This is a genomic window from Terrisporobacter mayombei (assembly GCF_020748465.1).
Classification (GTDB): Bacteria; Bacillota; Clostridia; order Peptostreptococcales; family Peptostreptococcaceae; genus Terrisporobacter; species Terrisporobacter mayombei.
This window is the reverse complement of record NZ_JAHZMP010000004.1, coordinates 176,738-197,694: the sequence shown is the minus strand read 5'-3', so window position 1 is coordinate 197,694 and position 20,957 is coordinate 176,738. Positions and strand designations below refer to the sequence as shown.

Here is a 20,957-nt window from a genome sequence, read left to right as displayed (position 1 = left end):
TCATGAGTAAGTTACAAGAAGCATTTGAAAGAGGAGAATTCGCTGTAACTGCAGAAATGGCACCACCAAAAGGTACAGACCTTTCTCACTTAATAGAATGTGCTAAATTATGTGTAGGAAGAGTTCATGCTGCAAACGTAACAGATTTCCAATCTGCTGTAATGAGGGCAACTTCTCTAGCTACATGTAAATTATTAAAAGATATAGGATTAGAGCCAGTAATACAAATGACTGGTAGAGATAGAAATAGAATCGCAATAGAAGGTGAAATGCTTTCTGCTGGTGTATTCGGTATAAATAACTTATTAGCTTTAACAGGTGACCATACAAGTGTAGGTGACCATCCACAGGCTAAACCAGTATTTGACTTAGATTCTGTAAGTATATTAAAAACAGCTTCTACTTTAAATGAAGGGACAGATAGTGTGGGACTTGAATTACAAGGAAAAACAGACTTCTATTTAGGGGCTTGTGTTACACCTGAATATGATCCAATAGAAGTACAATTATTAAAAATGCAGAAGAAAATAAATGCTGGAGCTAAATTTTTCCAAACTCAAGCAGTTTATGATATAGAACACATGAGAAAATTTAGAGAGCTTACTAAGGATATGGATTGTAAGATCCTAGCTGGTATAGTTCCATTAAAATCACCTGGAATGGCTAAGTTTATGACAGCAAATGTTCCTGGCATATTTGTTCCAGATGATCAAATAGAAAGACTAAAAGCAGCGGGTAAAGGTAATTATGTACAAGAAGGTATTAAGATGGCTGGTGAATTCATTAGACAACTTAAAGAAGAAAACTTATGTGATGGTGTACATATAATGGCAATTGGTGCAGAAGAAAATGTTCCAAAAATATTAGACGAAGCAGGGTTATAAAAATTTTGTTTTAGGTAAATGGGGGATTGAACATGAAAGTTGCAGTAATTGGTGGTGGCCCAGGAGGATATGTAGCAGCTTTAAAAGCAGCTATGCTTGGAGCTGAAGTAACAGTAATAGAGAAAAATAGACTAGGCGGAACTTGCTTAAATGTAGGATGCATACCTACTAAAGCATTATTAGCTTCTAGTGATGTATTAAGAACAGTTCAAGAAGCAAAATCTTTTGGAATAAATATTGAAGGTGAAGTTAAACCTGATTTTCAAGCTATAGTAGCTAGAAAACAAAAAATAACAGATGAATTAGTTGCAGGAATCCAATTCCTTTTCGATAAAAGAGGAGTAAAAAAAATAGATGGATATGGAAAACTAATTGATAAAAATACTATAGAAGTTACTAAAGATGATGGAAGCGTAGAAGAAGTTAAAGCTGATAAAATAATATTAGCTAATGGATCTATACCTACAGTATTCCCATTCATGCCATACAATGGTAAGAATGTTATAACTTCTGATGAAGTATTAAGTTTAGAAAAATTACCAAAATCTATGGTTATCATAGGCGGTGGAGTTATAGGATCTGAAATAGGTCAATTCTATTCTTCACTAGGAACGAAAGTTACTATAGTAGAAGTTCTTCCACAAATATTAGGAAGAATGGATTCTGATGGTGCTAAAGCTCTTGCAAGACAATTCAAGAAAGACAAAATAAAAGTTATGTGTAACGTTGCAACTGACAGCTTTGAAGTTAGCGATGACATAGTTAAACTTAACTTAAATAACGGCAAATCTTTAGAAGCAGAAGTAGTATTACTTTGTACAGGAAGAAAACCAAACTTAGCTAACTCTGGTGTAGCTGAAGCTGGCGTTAAAATGACTGACAGAGGATTCATTGAAGTAAATGAATATATGGAAACAAATCTTGAAGGTGTTTACGCTATAGGTGATATTATACCAGGGGCAATGCTTGCACATGTTGCATCTGCTGAAGGTATGGTAGCTGCAGAAAATGCAGTAAAAGGAAATGGCGAAACAGTTAATTATAAATCTATCCCAAGTTGTGTATATACAGAGCCTGAAGTAGCAGGTGTAGGAAAAACTGAAGATGAATTAAAAGCTGAAGGTTTAGAATATCATGTTGGTAAATTTGATTTTAGAGGTTTAGGTAAAGCTAAAGCTATAGGCAAAATACAAGGATTTATCAAAATATTAGTTGATAAAGACGATGCAATAATAGGGGCAACTTTAGTAGGACCTCACTGTACAGACTTATTAACTGAATTATCTCTAGCAGTAGGTTTAGGGCTAAAAGCTAAGGATGTAGGAAGAGTAATACATGCACATCCAAGCTTATCAGAAGGTATTATGGAAGCATTACATGATGTCCATGGAGAATGCGTTCACTCAGTACCATCATCTTTATAAGTTAAGTAACAGAGTAAGAAAAAAGCTCTGTTTAGGCATATTAAGGGGGAAATCCTAAAATGAGTTATAACATAGCAGTAGCAGGAAAAGGTGGAACTGGTAAAACAAGTCTTACAGGGCTTTTAATAGATATATTATTAAAAGAAAATAAAAAACCAATTCTAGTAGTTGATGCTGATGCCAATGCTAATATTAATGAAGTATTAGGCGTTGAAGTTGAAGAAACTATAGGTCAAATTAGAGAAGAAGCTAATATGACAGAAAAAAAAGGAGATTCATTTCCTGGAGGTATGACAAAAGCTCAGTTTTTACAATGGAAGTTGAATTCTATATTAGTAGAAGGAAACGGATATGACTTGTTAGTAATGGGTAGATCTGAAGGCGAAGGTTGCTATTGCTTCGTAAATGGAATACTAAGAGAACAAGTTAAGCAGATTTCTGGACAGTACAATTATGTTATCACTGATAATGAAGCAGGTATGGAGCATCTAAGTAGGAAAACAACTAAACATATAGACACTTTATTATTAGTTAGTGACTGTTCAAGAAGAAGTATCCAAGCTGTTGCAAGAATTAGAGACTTAGCTATTGAATTAAATTTAAGTGTTGGAAAGGTTTATCTTATAGTAAATAAAGCACCAGAGGGCATATTAAATGATGGTGTAAAAGAAGAAATTAATAAGCATAATTTAAACCTTCTAGGTGTTATACCTTTAGATGAATTAATATATAAATATGATTCAGATGGAATTCCATTAGTGAAATTACCAAAAGAATCAAAATCTAGATTAGCCATGGAAGAAGTAGTGGCAAAATTAGAATTAAAATAGGCTTAAGGGGGAAAAAGATATGGCATTTAAAATGTCTGTTCAAAAGAGTTCTGGAAAAGTAAGTGAAGTAGTAATAGGAACAGGAGAAAAAGCTATAAAACTAGGTGGAGAGAATGTATTACCATTCTATGGTTTTGATGGTGATACAGGTAATGTTCAAAAAGTAGGTATGGAAATAAATGATGTATATCCAGATACTTGGATAGATAGTTACAAAGAAATGTACAAAGATGTAGCAAATGACCCTGCTGCTTGGGCAAAATATGTTCAAGATAATACAGAAGCAGATTTTGTATGCTTAAGATTTGTTGGAGCAGATCCTAACGCTGATGATAAGTCTTCTGAAGAATGTGCAGAAGTAGCTAAAAAAGTTGCTGATGCAATAGACTTACCTTTAGTAGTTGCAGGATGTGGAGTTGCTGACAAAGATGGCAAATTATTTGCTAAAGTTGCAGAAGCTTTAGAAGGTAAAAATGTTTTAATATTATCTGCAGTTGAAGATAACTACAAAGAAGTAGGAGCTGCTGCAGGATTAGCATATAATCAAAAAGTTGGAGCAGAATCATCTGTTGATATAAACTTAGCTAAACAAATGAATGTTTTGCTAACTCAATTAGGTGTTAAACCTGAAAATATAGTTATGAATATTGGATGCTCAGCTGTTGGATATGGATATGAGTATGTTGCATCTACAATGGATAGAATAAGACTTGCTGCTTTCAATCAAAACGATAAGCAATTGCAAATACCAATAATTACACCAGTTTCTTTTGAAGTTGGTCATGTTAAAGAAGCTATAGCTGATGAAACAGATCAACCAGAATGGGGATGCAGTGAAAAGAGAAGTATAGCAATGGAAGTTTCTACTGCAACAGCTGTTTTAGTAGGCGGATCTGATGCTGTAATACTTCGTCATCCAGAATCAGTAAAAACTATAAAATCACTTATAAGCGAGTTAGCTTAATAATATTTGTAAGGTTAGGGGGATAAAATAATGGCACTTAAAGCTTTAGATATATTTAAATTAACACCAAAGAAAAACTGTAAAGAATGTGGATTTCCAACTTGTATGGCTTTCTCTATGAAGGTTGCTTCAGGAGCAGTGGAAGTTGAGAAATGTCCACACATGTCTGATGAATCAATACAAAAATTATCAGAGGCGACTGCACCTCCAATGAAAACATTAAAAGTTGGAGCTGGAGAAAGCGAATATACTCTAGGTGGAGAAACTGTATTATTTAGACATGAAAAAACTTTAGTAAGTAAAAATAGATATGCTATAGCATTCTGCGATTGTATGACTGAAGAACAAGTAGATGCTAAAATAGCTAATATAAAAGCTGTAGAATATGAAAGAATCAGCGAAATAATGAAAGCTGAATTTGCATGTGTTACTTACAGTGATAATAAAGAAAACTTCTTAAATGTAATAAATAAATTGAAATCAGAAACTAGTGTAGCATTCATCTTAAATGTAGATGATGCTGAAGTAGCTAAAGAAGCTGTTGCAGCACTTGCTGGATTAAAACCAGTAGTAGTTGGGGCAACTAAAGATAACTACCAATCTATGATAGATGTAGTCAAAGGTGAAAATTTAGCACTTGGTTTAAAAGCTGCTAACCTAGAAGAACTATATGAAACAACTGAATTAGTTCAAAAAGCTGGATATAAGGAATTAATACTTGATGTAACAGGTGAAACTGTAAAAGATACTTATGTTAATGCAGTTCAAGTAAGAAGAATAGCATTAAAAGAACAAGATAGAACTTTTGGATACCCATCTATAGTATTCGTAAGTAAATTAGCTAATGGAGATGAAATGATGGAAGTTGCATTATCATCTGCATTTACAGTTAAATATGGTTCTATAATAGTAATAGATGACATAAATTATGCAAAAGCATTACCACTATATGCTTTAAGACAAAACTTATTCACTGACCCTCAAAAACCAATGAGAGTTGAAACTAAAGTTTATCCAATAAATAACCCAGATGAAAACTCTCCAGTTTTAGTAACTGTTGACTTTGCCTTAACTTACTTCGTTGTAACTGGTGAACTTGAAAGATCTAAAGTTCCTTGTTGGTTAGTAATACCAGATGCTGGTGGATATTCAGTTCTTACTTCTTGGGCTGCTGGTAAATTTGGCGGTAGTGTAATAGGTAACTTTGTTAAAGAATGTGGTATAGCTGATATGACTAAGAGTAGAGATTTAATCATACCAGGTAAAGTTGCTGTTATACAAGCAGATGTACAAGATAACTTACCAGGTTGGAATGTTATAGTTGGTACTCCAGAAGCTATGGAACTTCCAAAATTTTTAAAAGAGAAATATGGAAAATAGATAAAGTTTTATTTTATTAATAAAATCATATAAACATATAAAATCTAAGGGGGATAAATTAATATGGAAAAATTTATGATTATAGGTGAAAGAATTCACTGTATAGCACCACCAATAAGAAAAGCTATAGCTGAAAGAAATCCAGAGCCAATAATAAAAAGAGCTATAGAGCAATTAGATGCAGGAGCTCACGTTATAGATTTTAACATAGGACCAGCTGAAAGAGATGGAGCTGAAATAATGGAGTGGGGAGTTAAATTACTTCAAAGTGAATTAAATAACGTTCCATTAGCTTTAGATACAGCTAATGTTGCAGCTTTAGAAGCTGGATTAAAAGTATATGATAGAACTCATGGAAAACCAATCATAAACTCTGCAGATGCTGGAGATAGAATGCATTTAATGGAAGTAGCTGGAGAATATGATGCAGCTATAATAGCATTATGTGCTAAAGAAGGTATACCATCTGATAATGAGCAACGTATGGGATATTGTACTGAGCTAATAGAAGCAGCTGCTATGGCTGGAATAGATCCAGAAACAGATGTATACTTCGACCCACTTTGCCTAGTTATAAAAGGAATGCAAGATAAACAAATGGATGTACTAGAAGCTATAAGACAAATGACTGAAATGGGATTAAAAACTACTGGTGGATTATCAAACGTTTCTAATGGTTGTCCAAAACACATAAGACCAATATTAGATAGTAACTGGTTAGCAATGGCTATGGCTAATGGATTCTCTTCTGCAATAGTTAACCCATTAGATGAGATATTAATACAAACTATAAAATCTTGTGATATAATCAGAAACTCAAACTTATATGCAGATTCTTTCTTAGAAGTAAAAGATTTAGCTTTTGATTATAAAGGATAATAAAAATTAGAATTTTAAATTAGAATTAGGTTTAAATGGCTAGGCATTAAAAACTAATGTTTAGCCTAAATATAAACATATAATTCATAAAAGGGGGAAGTAAAAAGTGAATTTATATAACATAATCTACACAGGTGCAAACCAAGCATATGATGCAGCAAACGGAGCACTTACAGCTGCAATAGCAGAAAAAGGTAAAGAATGTCCGGTGGCATTCCCAGATACAGCATATTCTCTTCCATGTATATATGCTGCAACAGGCCAAAAAATGGCTACTTTGGCAGATTTAGAAGGTGCTTTAGCAATAGTAAAATCTTTAATAGTAGAAAAACCATTACTAGAAACAGCTTTAAATGCTGGTTTAGCTACAGCTTTAGCTGCTGAGATAGTTGAAGCAGTTAAATATGCTTTAAGCCCAACTCCATATGAAGCTCCATGTGCAGGACACGTAGTTGACCCTATAATAAGATCTCTAGGTGTACCACTAGTTACTGGAGATATACCTGGTGTTGCAGTTGTTCTTGGTGAATGCCCAGATGCTGAAACATTAGCAAAAGTAGTTAAAGATTACCAATCTAAAGGTTTATTAACTTTCCTAGTTGGAAAAGTTATAGATCAGGCTATAGAAGCTGGAGTAAAAATGAGTGTAGAACTTCGTGTTATACCTCTAGGATATGATGTAACATCAGTTATCCACGTTGTTTCTGTTGCTATAAGAGCTGCATTAATATTCGGTGCTGTTCCTCCAGGTGATTTAAACCAATTATTAGAATATACAGCTAAGAGAGTTCCTGCATTTGTTAATGCATTTGGACCACTTAGTGAATTAATAGTTGCTTGTGGTGCAGGAGCTATAGCTCTAGGATTCCCAGTTATAACTGACCAAGTTGTTACTGAAGTTCCTTGCAACTTATTAACTCAAAGAGATTATGATAAATTTGTTGCTACTTCATTAGAAGCTAGAAATATAAAAATAAAAGTTACTGAAATACCTATACCAGTTGGATTCGCTGCAGCTTTCGAAGGTGAAAGAATAAGAAAAGCTGAAATGGCTTACGAATTCGGTGGAAATAAAACTCCTGCTTGGGAATTAGTTATAGCTAAATCTATGGCAGAAATAGAAGACCACAAAATAGAAGTTATAGGTGAAAATATAGATCAAGCTAAATTAGCAGAGGGTATTACTAGATTGCCACTTGCTATAGTAGTTAATGTTGCTGGTAAAGCAATGCAAGAAGACTTCGAACCAGTTCTTGAAAGAAGATTCCACTACTTCATGAACTACATAGAAGGATTAATGCATGTAGGTCAAAGAGATATGTCTTGGGTGAGAATATCTAAAGACGCTGTTGAAAAAGGATTCACTCTTGAGCATATAGGCGAAGTTATGTATGCTATGATGAAAGATGAATTCGAAGCTGTTGTTGATAAATGTGAAGTTACTATAATAACTGATGAAGCAATAGTTAATGAAAGAAAAGCTGAAGCTTTAGCTAAATATGAATCTAGAGATGATAGATTAGCATCACTTATTGATGAAAGTGTTGAAGATTTCTATTCTTGTAACATGTGCCAATCATTCGCTCCAGCTCACGTTTGTGTAGTTACTCCTGAAAGATTAGGACTTTGTGGAGCAGTTTCTTGGTTAGATGCTAAAGCTACTAAAGAGCTTAACCCAACAGGACCTTGTCAACCAATAGCTAAAGGTGATTGTATAGATGATAAGAAAGGTATTTGGGAATCAGTTAATGAAACTGTAAATGAAATATCTCAAGGTGCAGTTGAAAAAGTTACTCTTTACTCTATAATGGAAGATCCTATGACTTCTTGTGGATGCTTCGAATGTATATGTGGTATTATGCCAGAGGCTAATGGATTAGTTATAGTAAATAGAGAGTTCCCAGGAATAACTCCTGTTGGTATGACTTTCGGTGAACTTGCTTCTATGACTGGTGGTGGAGTTCAAACTCCAGGATTCATGGGTCATGGTAGACATTTCATATCTTCTAAGAAATTTGCTTATACTGAAGGTGGACCAGAAAGAATAGTTTGGATGCCAAAAGAATTAAAAGAATTCGTAGCTGATAAATTAGATCAAACAGTTAAAGAAATGGCTGGAATAGAAAACTTCAGCGAAATGATTTGTGATGAAACAATAGCTGATGATTCTGAAGGAGTTTGTGCATTCCTTGAGGAAAAAGGACATCCAGCATTATCTATGGATCCAATAATGTAATTTAAATAAAGATATTAGGGGAGAAAAAATATATGAGTACAGTAGCAGGATTAAAATATTCTCCAAAACATACTTGGGTAAAAGTTGAAGGAGAATTTGCATTTGTTGGAGTAAGTGACTTTGCTCAAGAACAATTAGGAGAAGTTTTATTCGTTGAAATGCCAGAAATAGATGATGAATTAACAAAAGATGAGTCTTTTGGTGTTATAGAATCATCTAAAGTAGCTTCTGATTTAGTAGCTCCAGTTTCAGGAGTAGTAGTTGAAATAAACGAAGATAAATTAGAAGATGAACCTGAGTATGTAAACGAAGCTCCTTACGATGCTTGGATATGTAAAGTAAAAATGTCAGATACATCTGAATTAGATACTTTGTTAAGTGGAGAAGAATACGAAAAAGGTTTAGAATAAGAAGTAGGAAGATAATTTGAACTAAAAAGAAAGCATAGTAAATTTAATAGAATTAAGTTTACTATGCTTTTTTTAGTATATTGAATTAAAATAATAACAAAGGGTATTTTATACATATTTTAGTAATATATAAGGTTGAGTGATTATAAAAATTAATTTATTGGGGTGAGATAGAATGGCTAAAGTTTTTTTTAAATCACATAACAAGGAAGTAGAATGTGAAAGTGGAGAAAAGTTACTAGATGTAGCAAGAAAAGCAGATATTTTTATAGATGCACCTTGTAATGGAACTAAATCATGCGGAAAATGTAAAGTAAAGTTATTAGAGGGAAAATGTGATGCAGAAAAGACAGTACATATTAGTGATGAGGAATATGAAAAAGGATATATTTTAGCTTGTGCAACTGAAGTAACAGGAGATATTGTTATAGATGTTCCATCTAAACTTTCATCTTCAATGCATGGAATGAAAATAGAGGGTACGGGGAAGAAAGTAGATAAAAAATTATTTGATAGAGCTAGATGTATAATAGAGGAACATGAATTCTCTTATAGCACTAATGTTGAGAAGAAATATATTGAATTAGATGAACCATCATTAGATGATAATATAAGCGATGTAGATAGATTAGATAGACAAGTAAGACAAGATTTAGGTATTGATGGAATAGATTTTAGATTAGATATATTAAAAAAACTGCCATTAGTATTAAGAGAAGAGAATTTTAAAATAACTTTAACTTATGTTAAAAAGAAAAATAAAATTACAATATTGAATGTAGAACCAGGTAATAAAGAGGGAGAGCTATATGGATTAGCTGTAGATATAGGCACAACATCTGTAGTGGTTTGTTTAGTAAATTTAGTTACTAATGAAGTTGTAGAAAAGGCATCTTCAGGAAATGCACAAATAAAATATGGTGCGGATGTAATTAATAGAATCGTATTTGCTGTTAGAAAAAATAATTTAGAAATTATGAGAAAAGCAATTATAGATGACACTCTAAATCCATTAATTGAATCTCTATATACAAGTACAGATATAAATAAAAATAACGTAGTAAGAGTTGTATTATCTGCTAATACAACAATGTCTACGCTTTTCCTAGGCATATATCCTGATTATTTAAGATTAGAACCATATATTCCTCCATATTTAAAATCACCAAATTTAATGGGTGAAGATGTAGGACTAAATGTTAATAAAAGTGCTTTAATATACCTAGCTCCAAACGTGGCAAGTTATGTAGGTGGAGATATAACTGCAGGTGTATTATCAGCAGGGATATGGGCTAGTGAAGAAAATACATTATTTATAGACTTAGGGACTAATGGAGAAATTGTATTTGGAAATAAATACTTTATGATGTGTTGTGCATGCTCAGCAGGACCAGCCTTTGAAGGCGGGGGAATTAGTTGTGGTATGAGAGCATCAGATGGAGCAATAGAGAAAGTTAGTATAGATGAAAATACTTTGGAACCTGAATTAACAATAATAGGTGAATTTGCGCCTATAGGAATTTGTGGTTCTGGTATAATAGACCTAATATGCCAAATGCTACTTAAAGGTATAATAGATAGAAGAGGAAAAATAAAAAGAGAATTAAATAATAAAAGAGTTAGATTTAATGAACATGATATAGGTGAATATATCTTGGCATTTAAAGAAGACTACGAAGGTCTAGAAAATGACTTGTTTATAAATGAAGTGGATATTGATAATTTCATTAGAACAAAAGGTGCTATATATTCAGGTGCATCAGTGCTTGTAGAAAGCTTAGGTATGGACTTTGAAGTGATTGATAATGTTTATATAGCAGGAGGAATAGGAAATAATCTTGATATTGAGAACTCAATCTTAATAGGTTTACTTCCAGATGTAGAGAGAAGTAAGTTTAAGTATATAGGAAATAGTTCATTAGTTGGATCATACTTAAGCCTAATAAGTTCAGATGCTAGACATAAATTAGAAGAAATAGCATCTCAAATGACATATGTAGAGTTAAGTGTATATCCTACATATATGGATGAGTTTGTGTCAGCATGCTTCTTACCACATACTAATATAGATCAATTTCCAACAGTAAAAGAAATTTTAGAATAAAAATAAAAATTTACAACAAATAATAAAAAGCTATGAAGCCAGGTAAAACTGAATAATTCATAGTTTTTTATTATGTTGAAAATAAATTATATGTGTCGTATTTTGTATAAAAATAAAAATATGTAGTATTATGTATAATACTTAATATTCTGCAAATATTTAACTTTATTTACATAGATAGTAATAGATGTTATATTATTTAGGTAATCAAGCACAAGAAGTGCAAATATTTATCAGAAGAATAATTAAGTAAATAAGTTAATAGAAGATTTAATGTTACATCATAACAACATAAACATGATAATTAAGACCATGAAGGTTTTATATATCTTTATTGATATATATAACCTCATGGTCTTTTATATTTAATAAACATTAAAAGTAATAAATATAAAAATAGTAATTTTAGGGGGAAGTTTTATGGTAAAAAGTAAAAGTTTAAAAAGAGTTTTAGCAGTAATATCAGTAATAGGTTTAACACTAGGTACAGTTGGTTGTTCATCTAATAATAATAAGACTGAAACACCAGAAACTAAAGTTGAATCAAGTAATTTTGAAAAGGTGGAGTATACATATTCTGATGGGGCAAAAGATTACAATGTGAAAGTAGAAACTCCAAGACAAAAAGCTGTGACATTATCTCAATTTATGACAGAGATGTTATTAGCATTGGATTTAGGGGATAGAATGGTAGGAACAGCACTTTTAGATAACCCAATACTTCCAGAGTTTAAAGAAGCTTATGAGAAAATACCACAGCTTAAAATAGGTGAGGGACATTCTGTATCAAAAGAAGGATTTATGTCTACAGGATCAGATTTTGTTAGTGGTTGGGATTCATCAATAAGTGAGCAAACAACAGGATCTCCACAGGAACTTATTGAAAAGGATATAGCACCATTTATGGCTAAATCTTATTCAGCAGATGCTACAATAGATACTGTTTATGAAGACTTTGAACTACTTGGGAAAATATTTGGAGTTCAAGATAAATCAACAGAAGTAATAAATAAAATGAAAAGTGATATAAAATCAGTAACTGATAAATTAGGAAATATAAAAGATGAAGATAGAGTAAAAATGATGGTATATGATTCTGGAGAAAAGGATGCCATGGTAGTTGGTTCAGGTCTTGCAAATAATTTAATTGAGTTAGCAGGTGGGAAGAACATATTTGGAAAAGATGCAGAAAAACCATATGTAAATGCTTCTTTTGAAAGTATAGTAGCACAAAACCCAGAAGTAATATTAGTAACTGACTTTATGGCTGGACAGCCAGTGAAAGAAAAAATTGAGTTTTTAAAATCTCATCCAGCATTAAAAGATGTATCAGCTATAAAAAATAATAAGATATATGTTGTAGGATTAGCAGATTTATCTCCAGGTGTTAGAAATCCTAAACTAATAGAAGAAATGTATGGATATTTTTATGGAGAAAATAAATAATGGAAATATCAATAAAACAAAAGAGAAGCCTTTCTAATAAGAAAGGTTTCTTGTTTTGGATACTACTGTTAACAGTCATATTAGCAGCAACAGTAGTTATTGCTATTGCAGTAGGTAGCACATACATAGAACCTGGAGAAGTGTATAAAGTGCTACTTAATAAGTTAACAAAAGGAAGTTTACTTGGCGATGTGGGAACTGTAATGACACAAAATATAATATGGGAAATTAGATTTCCTAGAGTTTTATTAGGAGCTATATGTGGAGCTGGATTGGCGCTTTGTGGGGTTATGATGCAATGTGTGACAAAAAACCCAATAGCAGAGCCATATATATTAGGAATATCGTCAGGGGCATCTTGTGGAGCAGTTGCAGTAATTGTTCTTGGAGGAATGTCAGCAATCGGAATTAATAGTATTAGCGCAGGTGCATTTGTCGGTTCTATAATATCAGGAGTATTAGTATTTGCAATAGGAACTAAAATGGGAAAGACAACATCTACAACAAGGCTTGTGCTTACAGGAATGGCCATATCAACCATATTTTCAGCATTAACTAATTTACTTATATATTCAGCAGAAAATTCAAATCAGGCTAAAAATGCATTGTTTTGGACGGTAGGTAGTTTAGGTGGAGCAAAATGGGATATATTACTACTTCCTTTTATTGTATTAGTCATAGTAATGATAATAGTATTTATAATGTCTAAATCTTTAGATATACTGCTTCTAGGAGATGATAATGCCATAGTTTTGGGTATAAATGTGAAATTTATAAAGTCTATGATATTAATTTTAGCTACATTATTAACATCTTCTTTAGTTGCAATAACAGGCGCAATTGGATTTATCGGTCTTGTAGTACCTCATGTATGTAGAGCTATTGGAGGTAATGATCATAAAAAGCTAATAGTACTTTCTTCCTTAGTAGGGGCCATATTTTTAATAATATCAGATGTATTTGCAAGAGGGCTTTTCCCTCCAATAGAAATACCGATAGGAATAATAACATCACTAGTTGGTGGTCCATTCTTCTTATATTTAATTTCCAATAGAAATTATGATTTTGGAGGAAAAGAATAATGCACAAAATTCAGGTTAAAAATTTAAAATTTAGTATAGATAATAAGGAAATATTGAAAGATATATCTTTTGATGTTCCTAAAGGAAGCTTTGTAGGTATTATAGGACCAAATGGTTCAGGAAAGTCTACTTTATTAAAAAATATATACAGGCTACATAAGCCTTCAAGTGGTAAGATAACTTTGGACAATAAAGACTTATTCAAAATGAAAGATAAAGACTGTGCGAAAGAAATAGCTGTATTGGCTCAAGAAAGTAATTCTCAGTTTGACTTTACTGTGGAACAAATAGTAAAAATGGGAAGATACCCTTATAAATCTGTTTTCGAAGATTATTCTAAAGACGACTTAAAAATGGTGTCAGAAATGTTAAAAAAAGTAGGTTTAGATGATTATAGTCATAGAAGTTTTTCCAACTTATCAGGAGGAGAAAAACAGAGAGCTTTAATTGCAAGAGCATTAGTACAAAATACAGATTTTTTAATATTAGATGAGCCAACAAATCATTTAGATATTGGGTATCAAATACAGTTAATGGATTTGGTAAAGAGTATGAATATAACAACATTGTCTGCAATACATGATATGAATATAGCATCTATGTATTGTGATTATTTAATAGTTATGAAAGATGGACAAATAAAGAAATTTGGAAACGTTGAAGAAGTAATAACATCAGAAACTTTAAAAGAAATATTTGGGGTAAATGCTTATGTAGGTAGAAACCCAATTAATCAAAAACTACAAGTATCTTTTATGCATACCCATGAACATGTAAATGGAGTAGGTGATAACCATATACATGAGGATGGATTTACAGGATTACATTCTCATAAGGATAATCAAATATATGTCTAATTTAGGAAAATACAATACAAAAATAAGGTTTTTTTGCAATACTTTTCATTGTAAGAAATAAATTGTACTTAAGTGTTTGACTTGCAAATAATATGAGTATATACTTATATTAATAGAAAAACTTGTAAGTGAAATCATGAAGGTTTCTTATGGTATTGTAATGCCTTTAGAAATCTTTTTTTTGATTAGATTTATAGAATTAAGGGGGATTTTTATATGTGTGAATCATCTGCATTTGTATTAGGAAAAGATAATAAATTGGAAAAAGTAATGGAAAATGTGGTAAATGTGGACCCAACTGAAGGAAAGGTTTATTTAACAGACTTGTTAGGAGAACAAAAAATAGTTGATGGTTTTATTAAAGAGATAAGATTAATGGACCACAAAATAATTTTAGAAGAAAAATAAAAATTAAATTAGAGGTAGGTCAAATATGATAATTGCAGTAATAGACGGAATGGGTGGCGGTATAGGAGCTCAAGTGGTTAGTGCACTAAGAGAAGAATTACCATCATATATGGAAATATATGCATTAGGTACCAATTCAATAGCTACGAGTGCTATGATGAAGGCTCATGCTAACAAAGGTGCAACTGGAGAAAATGCCATAGTAGTATCTTCAAAAAAAGCCAATATAATTGTTTCGCCTATTTCAATTGTAATGCCAAATACTATGATGGGAGAAGTAACAAGCATCATAAGTGAGGCCGTATGTGATAGCGAAGCATTTAAAATATTATTACCAATAATGCCAGAAAATTTTGAAGTAATAGGTATAGAAGGTAAACCATTATCATTATTAATTAAGGATACAATCAAGATAATAAAAAGAGAATTTAATATAAAATAAGGGGGAGTATAAAATGTTTAATAAAAATGTAGCTTTATATCATGAAGGTCATCATCATGATCACGATTACGTACATACTGAATGTGGGTGTGGAGGAAACTGCCATAATCACGAAGAAGAAGAAGTAAGCAAGGATGAAAAAACTTTAAACATTTTATTAGTACACTGGGTTAATCATAACCAATCTCATGAAGAAGGTTTCAGAGAATGGGTAAACAAAGCAAAAGAAATGGGTAAAGAAGAAACTGCTGAGTGTATAGAAAAAGCAATAGCATGTATGCAACAAGCTAATGAAATGTTATTAGAAGCTAAAAAAAATATGTAGTTATTTAAGATAAAAAGCAAAGAATATGAAAATTTTCTTTGCTTTTGTTAATAATAAAATTAAATATTAAAAACAAATAATATTTAATAGAGACTAATAGTTGACAAAAAGGTTTTTATATAATATAATGAAATAGTATTGGAGAAGTACTCAAGTGGCTCAAGAGGATCCCCTGCTAAGGGATTAGGCTGGATTAAACCGGTGCGAGGGTTCGAATCCCTCCTTCTCCGCCAATCAAAAGACTATGGAAGTTATTCCATAGTCTTTTTTATTTAATAAAATTATTGAGTTAGATATTTTTTTTCATAAATATACATCAATTAATACTCTTATATTAATATATTAAAAATATGTAAAAGGTACTAAAATTAAGTATGTTTATGAAAAATAACGATAATATTTGTATAAAATTAATCTTCTAACACGTTCAATTTTTTAGCAACGATACCTGTTGTGCTAGCTTGAACTAATAAAGTTATAACTATACACATAAATACTGTAGATGAAATAATTTCATAACCAGGAATTTTATTCGATACTACAATTCCTGACAGTGCAGCCGGTATGACACCAGTTTCTCTAACCCACATCATAAATAGCTTTTCATTTTTGCTCCATTTAGCTTTTATATCAAGTGATGTACAAATTATAACAACAATAGGACGAGCTATAAAAATTAAAATTAATGCTATTAAAAAAGCTTTCCAACCGTATTTAACTAATGAATTCAAGTCTAAATGAGTACCAAGCACTATAAATATAGACATTCTTGCAATTGTTGCGATGGTTTCTCTGAAGTGGACGCCTTCTATATATATATCATCTTCTATCCATAAATTGAAAAGTTTTTTATTGCCTGTTACTAAACCTGCTATAAAAACAGACATATAACCACTACCACCTAATCTTTCAGATATTTCATAGGAAAAAATTACTACGGCTAATGACATTATGGCTTCATATTTACCAAAAATACCGTAAATTTTTGTAGATGCTAATGCTGTCCCAATAAGAGCTACGCCAGTGCCTACAAGTAATCCAATTAAAATCATAAATACTAGTTGCATACTAGTTTCTAGCAAGCTAGATTTTTGAGATAGTGTTATACTTGCTAACACTGAAGTGAAAAGTATAGCACCAAATGCATCGTTAAATGCAGATTCACTAATAATAGTTTGCTTTAGAGTATTTTGGATTTTTACTTGCTTAAACACTGGTATCAAACTAGCTGGGTCTGTTGAAGCTACTATAGCGCCTAGCAAAATACTAGTTTGAATAGGCAGATTTAAGATTGCATTTGAACTTACTCCAATTATTGCAGCAGTTAAAAATACACCGAGAGAAGATAATAACAAAACGGTTATTTTTACTTTATTTAAAATCTTAAGTTTAATTTCGCTACCACCTTCATATAGTATAAAAGCAGAGCCAAATGTTAATATCAACTCATTTGCTACAGGGAATGAATTAATATTTACCAAATTAAAAAAAGTTGGTCCAAAAGCAACTCCAAATAATAAGTATATAACCACATCGGGAATTTTTAATTTTTCTCCTATATAAGCACCAATTATACCTAATACAGATATTGATGCCATAACGAGTAATAGTTCATTAGAGCTAATTGCAGAAATATTCTCGGTCATGATGATTTTCCTTTCTGAGATGATTTTGTTAAATTTATTATTTGCAAAAACTTATATTCTATTATGCTATATTAAATTAACGTATATAAGATTCTTATCAATTAGTTGTAATTTTAATAAAATATGTTTAAAATTAGATTTGAAAGGAGATATTATGGATACAAAGAAAGACAGAGTATATAATATGTTAAAACGACTTGAAAATTTAAAATACAGATTAATTATGGATTCTTTATTAATAGGTATTGTAGTAGGCTTAGTAATTGTAATACACAGAATGCTATTATTGAAAGTAAGTCCCATGTTTATAAATTTATACAATAAAGCTACAGAAAATATTATATTAATACCTATTGTATTTTTATTTTTAATTTTTCTAGGATTTATAGTTGGTAAAATGGTAAAAAAAGAGCCTATGATAAGCGGTAGTGGTATTCCTCAAGTTGAGGGAATATTAACTAGAAACTTAAAACAAAATTGGTTTAAGGTACTAATTTATAAGTTTATGGGCGGATTAATTTGTTTAGGAGCAGGACTTTCTCTTGGAAGGGAAGGCCCATCGGTACAAATGGGAGCTTGTATTGGTGAGGGAATTTCTGAGAAAAGCAACAAGTTAGAAAATGAAAAGAAGTATTTAATCACAAGTGGAGCAAGTGCAGGTCTTTCTGCAGCATTCAATGCACCTATATCAGGTGTAATGTTTTCCTTGGAGGAAACTCATAAAAACTTTTCACCCTTAGTGCTAGTATCAGCAATGATAGCATCTTTAACTGCTGATTTTATTTCAAAAAATTTCTTTGGTATGGCACCGTCTTTACATTTTTCAAAATTAAATTCTTTACCTTTAAAATATTACTGGGGTCTTATAATCCTTGGTATAGTTATAGGTGTTAGTGGAGTTATATTCAGTAGTGGTCTTTTAAAAACTCAGGATTTATATAAAAAATTAAACACATCTGTAGAGATGAAATGTATTATTCCTTTTGTAATGACAGGAATAATAGGAATGATATGTCCTATAGTTTTAGGTGGAGGCCATGATTTAATAATGACCTTAAAAGAAAGTCAATTTACTTTAATATTTTTATTTTCATTAATAATTATAAAATTCTTATTTACCTTTATTAGTTTTGGATCTGGAGTTCCAGGTGGAATATTTTTCCCATTATTAGTTCTAGGAGCTTTAGTGGGTAATTTTGTTGGGCTTGTATATGTTAAATATTTGGGAATACCAGATGTTTATTTAGTTAACTTTATTGTTCTTGCAATGGCAGGTCATTTTGCATCAATAGTAAAAGCGCCTATCACAGCTATATTACTGATTTCTGAAATGACAGGTTCATTAAACCATTTGTTAGCTTTAGCAGTAGTTGTAATAGTTTCTCAGTTAACTTCGGATATTTTAAATTCTGCACCAATTTATGAAAGTTTATTAAGTAGAATTTTAGCTAAAGGTACTAATAAATATGAAGGTAGAGCAGGAAAGAAAACATTAATAGAAATAGTAGTACAAGTATATAGCGAATTAGATAATAAGAAAATAAAAAATATAGATTGGCCTGAAAATTGTTTAGTTGTATCAATACACAGAGGAGAAAAAGAAATTTTACCTAGGGGAGATACAAAAATTTATGCAGGCGACTTATTAGTAGTAATGACTAATGAAGATAGTGCTTCATGCATGTTAGAAGATATATCTGAAATGGCATCTACAGTTTAATAAATAATTAAAAATTAGAGTTTAAGGAGTTATTTAGTGAATAATTTGATCTTCATTAGAGAACTCCTTTTTAAGTTGTAATAGAGTATGCTATAATTGATTGCGAATAAAGGATAATAGTCAATTGCAAGGGAGAATAGTTGTGAATAAAAATATAAAATTACTTATAGTACTAAGTATTCCAATAATATTAGCATTATCTCAATGGGCATTAAGTTTTTCTACAGTATTTATTATTGTATCAATAGCGCTTATATATTTACTAGTAAGTTCTAAAAATATTGCTTATAAAAATAAACATACAAAATTAATATACAAAATTTATAAATCAGTAATGATACTATTTATAACATCGTTTATTTTATTGCAAGGTGCAATTATTATAAATATGTACAAAACTAATGATGCAAATTCTATAAATCACATGGATACTATGATAATTTTAGGCGCTAAAGTAAATAAAGATGGTGTATCTAAGACTCTAAAACAAAGATTAGACAAAGCAATTGAGTACTACAATCAAAATAAAGATATAAATATAATTGTATCTGGTGGGAAAGGCGAAGATGAGGTAATGACTGAAGCATCAGCAATGAAAAATTATCTTGTCAAAAATGGAGTAGATGAAGACAATATAATATTAGAAAATAAAGCAACTACAACTTTAGAAAATATAATGTTTAGTAAAGAGATAATGAAAGATTTAAACTTAGGGAATAAAGCTTTGATTGTGACTAGCGATTATCATTTGTTTAGGGGAAGATTTATAGCTAGTATTCTGGGAATGGATAATGAAGGTCTATGTTCGACAAGTAGCTTGTCTAGCAGGATATATTATATGATAAGGGAATACCCAACCAGTATTATAGATTTTTATAGAAGTATAAAAATTAGCCTTCTTAGTTAAATTAAAAAAGCTATATATCTAGTTTAAAGTAATCTAGTTATATAGCTTTTTATGTTAAACAATTTAAATATTACAAAGCTCTTTTTTCATTATAAAATTACATAAAGAATAAATATTCGCGTCCAGAATATTATCGTTAAACTTAAGAGGAATAATTTTCGATAAATTATAAAATAATATGGTATTTTTATCCCTATCTATACCTTTATTTATATTTATTTCCAGAGAAATATTATTATTTTGGCATATTATAGAATAATTGTCGTTGTAAATTGAAATATTATTGTGATCTCCAGTAAAAATAAAATAATTCATACACAACTTTCTTGCATTTATTTTGTAGTTTAAAGGAAAAATTTTAAGATTATAATTACTACCGCTTAGCTCTATTAAATCTAACTTTTCTCCTACTAAATCTTTAATATTTACAAGTTTACTTAAATTATAAATATCTTCGTAATTATGTAAAAGAATAGTATCCATTAGCTTATAATCTTTGTTTTTAACGAATTCTTTATATAATCTTACGCTTTCGCAACCATCTATAACATCATTTCTATGAATATCAAAGTATGTTTCAACTGAACTTAAACTACAATCCTCCAAACCTAGAGGTGATTTAAATAATTTAATAAATCTAAAGATATCAAAGTCATCTTCTTTATCTAAACTGAAATCAATATGGTGTTTTTTTAATCTATAATTTACAAATCCTATATCAAAACTTAGGCCATTATAAGTTACATGCCTTTTGAAACATTTAATACTATCAACAAAAGCCATAAGCAATTCTTTTTCTTCGTCTTCATTTTCTGCAAAAAATTGTTTAATAACAGTCTTATTTTGGCAATTATATAGAATACCGATTAAAATAACTTTGCAAAATTTTGGACTTAGTCCACCAGTTTCAATGTCGAATATAAAGGTGTTACTACCTATGTTTAAGTTTTCGTTAAGAACTTTTTCTATAATTTTCATGGTATTTCTCCTTTTTTCAATTTTGTACTATAATA

Annotated in this window: 19 protein-coding genes and 1 tRNA gene; 18 read left to right on the top strand and 2 right to left on the bottom strand. The window is 30.8% G+C overall.

The window, feature by feature from the left end; translation table 11 throughout:
- Nucleotides 1-2: 2 nt before the first annotated feature.
- From K0039_RS14580 to K0039_RS14505, 16 genes are all read left to right on the top strand, one after another.
- Complete coding sequence (locus K0039_RS14580; RefSeq protein ID WP_228105804.1) at nucleotides 3-884, top strand: methylenetetrahydrofolate reductase; 882 nt, start codon at nucleotides 3-5, stop codon at nucleotides 882-884.
- Between the two features lie 32 nt (nucleotides 885-916).
- On the top strand, nucleotides 917-2,308 hold the full coding sequence (gene lpdA / locus K0039_RS14575) for a dihydrolipoyl dehydrogenase (RefSeq protein ID WP_228105803.1): 1,392 nt from the start codon (nucleotides 917-919) through the stop codon (nucleotides 2,306-2,308).
- Between the two features lie 59 nt (nucleotides 2,309-2,367).
- Nucleotides 2,368-3,138, top strand: a complete 771-nt coding sequence (locus K0039_RS14570; RefSeq protein WP_228105802.1) for a carbon monoxide dehydrogenase accessory protein CooC — start codon at nucleotides 2,368-2,370, stop codon at nucleotides 3,136-3,138.
- Between the two features lie 19 nt (nucleotides 3,139-3,157).
- Nucleotides 3,158-4,102, top strand: a complete 945-nt coding sequence (gene acsD, locus K0039_RS14565; RefSeq protein WP_228105801.1) for an acetyl-CoA decarbonylase/synthase complex subunit delta — start codon at nucleotides 3,158-3,160, stop codon at nucleotides 4,100-4,102.
- A gap of 30 nt (nucleotides 4,103-4,132) precedes the next feature.
- A complete protein-coding gene (gene acsC / locus K0039_RS14560) occupies nucleotides 4,133-5,482 on the top strand; it encodes an acetyl-CoA decarbonylase/synthase complex subunit gamma (protein ID WP_228105800.1) in 1,350 nt (449 codons plus the stop codon).
- 63 nt (nucleotides 5,483-5,545) lie between these two features.
- On the top strand, nucleotides 5,546-6,361 hold the full coding sequence (gene acsE / locus K0039_RS14555; protein ID WP_228105799.1) for a carbon monoxide dehydrogenase/acetyl-CoA synthase methytransferase subunit: 816 nt from the start codon (nucleotides 5,546-5,548) through the stop codon (nucleotides 6,359-6,361).
- Between the two features lie 106 nt (nucleotides 6,362-6,467).
- Nucleotides 6,468-8,597 (top strand): acetyl-CoA decarbonylase/synthase complex subunit alpha/beta, encoded by a 2,130-nt coding sequence (gene acsB, locus K0039_RS14550; RefSeq protein ID WP_228105798.1) that lies wholly within the window; start codon nucleotides 6,468-6,470, stop codon nucleotides 8,595-8,597.
- A 32-nt stretch (nucleotides 8,598-8,629) separates the two neighbouring features.
- Complete coding sequence (gene gcvH / locus K0039_RS14545; protein WP_228105797.1) at nucleotides 8,630-9,007, top strand: glycine cleavage system protein GcvH; 378 nt, start codon at nucleotides 8,630-8,632, stop codon at nucleotides 9,005-9,007.
- 175 nt (nucleotides 9,008-9,182) lie between these two features.
- Nucleotides 9,183-11,111 (top strand): corrinoid activation/regeneration protein AcsV, encoded by a 1,929-nt coding sequence (gene acsV, locus K0039_RS14540; RefSeq protein WP_228105796.1) that lies wholly within the window; start codon nucleotides 9,183-9,185, stop codon nucleotides 11,109-11,111.
- A 420-nt stretch (nucleotides 11,112-11,531) separates the two neighbouring features.
- Nucleotides 11,532-12,557, top strand: coding sequence for an ABC transporter substrate-binding protein (locus tag K0039_RS14535; RefSeq protein WP_228105795.1), 1,026 nt, complete (start codon nucleotides 11,532-11,534; stop codon nucleotides 12,555-12,557).
- Nucleotides 12,557-13,639 (top strand): FecCD family ABC transporter permease, encoded by a 1,083-nt coding sequence (locus tag K0039_RS14530; protein ID WP_228105794.1) that lies wholly within the window; start codon nucleotides 12,557-12,559, stop codon nucleotides 13,637-13,639. Before K0039_RS14535 ends, K0039_RS14530 begins: the two co-directional genes overlap by 1 nt.
- Nucleotides 13,639-14,496 carry an ABC transporter ATP-binding protein gene (locus K0039_RS14525; RefSeq protein ID WP_228105793.1) on the top strand — a complete coding sequence of 286 codons (858 nt, stop codon included), beginning with the start codon at nucleotides 13,639-13,641 and terminating at the stop codon, nucleotides 14,494-14,496. The genes K0039_RS14530 and K0039_RS14525 overlap by 1 nt, the downstream gene beginning before the upstream one ends.
- 216 nt (nucleotides 14,497-14,712) lie before the next feature.
- Entirely contained in the window at nucleotides 14,713-14,904 is a 192-nt protein-coding gene (locus tag K0039_RS14520; protein ID WP_228105792.1) for a CooT family nickel-binding protein, read from the top strand.
- A gap of 25 nt (nucleotides 14,905-14,929) precedes the next feature.
- On the top strand, nucleotides 14,930-15,346 hold the full coding sequence (locus tag K0039_RS14515) for a DUF3842 family protein (RefSeq protein WP_228105791.1): 417 nt from the start codon (nucleotides 14,930-14,932) through the stop codon (nucleotides 15,344-15,346).
- A gap of 13 nt (nucleotides 15,347-15,359) precedes the next feature.
- Nucleotides 15,360-15,671, top strand: a complete 312-nt coding sequence (locus tag K0039_RS14510) for a DUF8180 domain-containing protein (protein WP_228105790.1) — start codon at nucleotides 15,360-15,362, stop codon at nucleotides 15,669-15,671.
- 140 nt (nucleotides 15,672-15,811) lie between these two features.
- Nucleotides 15,812-15,904 (top strand) — tRNA-Ser (locus tag K0039_RS14505).
- Between the two features lie 177 nt (nucleotides 15,905-16,081).
- Here K0039_RS14505 and K0039_RS14500 read toward each other — a convergent pair.
- Nucleotides 16,082-17,317: a cation:proton antiporter gene (locus K0039_RS14500; RefSeq protein WP_228105789.1), complete on the bottom strand. Its 1,236-nt coding sequence runs from the start codon at nucleotides 17,315-17,317 to the stop codon at nucleotides 16,082-16,084.
- A 154-nt stretch (nucleotides 17,318-17,471) separates the two neighbouring features.
- On the opposite strand from K0039_RS14500, the gene K0039_RS14495 reads away from it, so the two are divergent.
- Both K0039_RS14495 and K0039_RS22030 read left to right on the top strand, forming a co-directional pair.
- Nucleotides 17,472-19,037 carry a ClC family H(+)/Cl(-) exchange transporter gene (locus K0039_RS14495; RefSeq protein ID WP_228105788.1) on the top strand — a complete coding sequence of 522 codons (1,566 nt, stop codon included), beginning with the start codon at nucleotides 17,472-17,474 and terminating at the stop codon, nucleotides 19,035-19,037.
- Between the two features lie 142 nt (nucleotides 19,038-19,179).
- On the top strand, nucleotides 19,180-19,944 hold the full coding sequence (locus K0039_RS22030; protein WP_228105787.1) for a YdcF family protein: 765 nt from the start codon (nucleotides 19,180-19,182) through the stop codon (nucleotides 19,942-19,944).
- Nucleotides 19,945-20,007: 63 nt separating this feature from the next.
- On the opposite strand, the gene K0039_RS14485 is transcribed toward K0039_RS22030, so the two are convergent.
- Entirely contained in the window at nucleotides 20,008-20,922 is a 915-nt protein-coding gene (locus K0039_RS14485) for a ribonuclease H-like domain-containing protein (protein WP_228105786.1), read from the bottom strand.
- Between the last annotated feature and the right edge of the window lie 35 nt (nucleotides 20,923-20,957).

What these genes read in the sequence shown, in the direction of transcription:
- acsE (WP_228105799.1), top strand. Translation starts at nt 5,546, where the DNA reads ATGGAAAAATTTATGATTATAGGTGAAAGAATTCACTGTATAGCACCA.
- K0039_RS14525 (WP_228105793.1), top strand. Translation starts at nt 13,639, where the DNA reads ATGCACAAAATTCAGGTTAAAAATTTAAAATTTAGTATAGATAATAAG.
- acsV (WP_228105796.1), top strand. Translation starts at nt 9,183, where the DNA reads ATGGCTAAAGTTTTTTTTAAATCACATAACAAGGAAGTAGAATGTGAA.
- K0039_RS14500 (WP_228105789.1), bottom strand. Translation starts at nt 17,317, where the DNA reads ATGACCGAGAATATTTCTGCAATTAGCTCTAATGAACTATTACTCGTT.
- K0039_RS14520 (WP_228105792.1), top strand. Translation starts at nt 14,713, where the DNA reads ATGTGTGAATCATCTGCATTTGTATTAGGAAAAGATAATAAATTGGAA.
- acsD (WP_228105801.1), top strand. Translation starts at nt 3,158, where the DNA reads ATGGCATTTAAAATGTCTGTTCAAAAGAGTTCTGGAAAAGTAAGTGAA.
- K0039_RS14515 (WP_228105791.1), top strand. Translation starts at nt 14,930, where the DNA reads ATGATAATTGCAGTAATAGACGGAATGGGTGGCGGTATAGGAGCTCAA.
- K0039_RS14495 (WP_228105788.1), top strand. Translation starts at nt 17,472, where the DNA reads ATGGATACAAAGAAAGACAGAGTATATAATATGTTAAAACGACTTGAA.
- lpdA (WP_228105803.1), top strand. Translation starts at nt 917, where the DNA reads ATGAAAGTTGCAGTAATTGGTGGTGGCCCAGGAGGATATGTAGCAGCT.
- K0039_RS14535 (WP_228105795.1), top strand. Translation starts at nt 11,532, where the DNA reads ATGGTAAAAAGTAAAAGTTTAAAAAGAGTTTTAGCAGTAATATCAGTA.
- K0039_RS14485 (WP_228105786.1), bottom strand. Translation starts at nt 20,922, where the DNA reads ATGAAAATTATAGAAAAAGTTCTTAACGAAAACTTAAACATAGGTAGT.
- K0039_RS14530 (WP_228105794.1), top strand. Translation starts at nt 12,557, where the DNA reads ATGGAAATATCAATAAAACAAAAGAGAAGCCTTTCTAATAAGAAAGGT.
- acsC (WP_228105800.1), top strand. Translation starts at nt 4,133, where the DNA reads ATGGCACTTAAAGCTTTAGATATATTTAAATTAACACCAAAGAAAAAC.
- K0039_RS14510 (WP_228105790.1), top strand. Translation starts at nt 15,360, where the DNA reads ATGTTTAATAAAAATGTAGCTTTATATCATGAAGGTCATCATCATGAT.
- gcvH (WP_228105797.1), top strand. Translation starts at nt 8,630, where the DNA reads ATGAGTACAGTAGCAGGATTAAAATATTCTCCAAAACATACTTGGGTA.
- K0039_RS14580 (WP_228105804.1), top strand. Translation starts at nt 3, where the DNA reads ATGAGTAAGTTACAAGAAGCATTTGAAAGAGGAGAATTCGCTGTAACT.
- K0039_RS14570 (WP_228105802.1), top strand. Translation starts at nt 2,368, where the DNA reads ATGAGTTATAACATAGCAGTAGCAGGAAAAGGTGGAACTGGTAAAACA.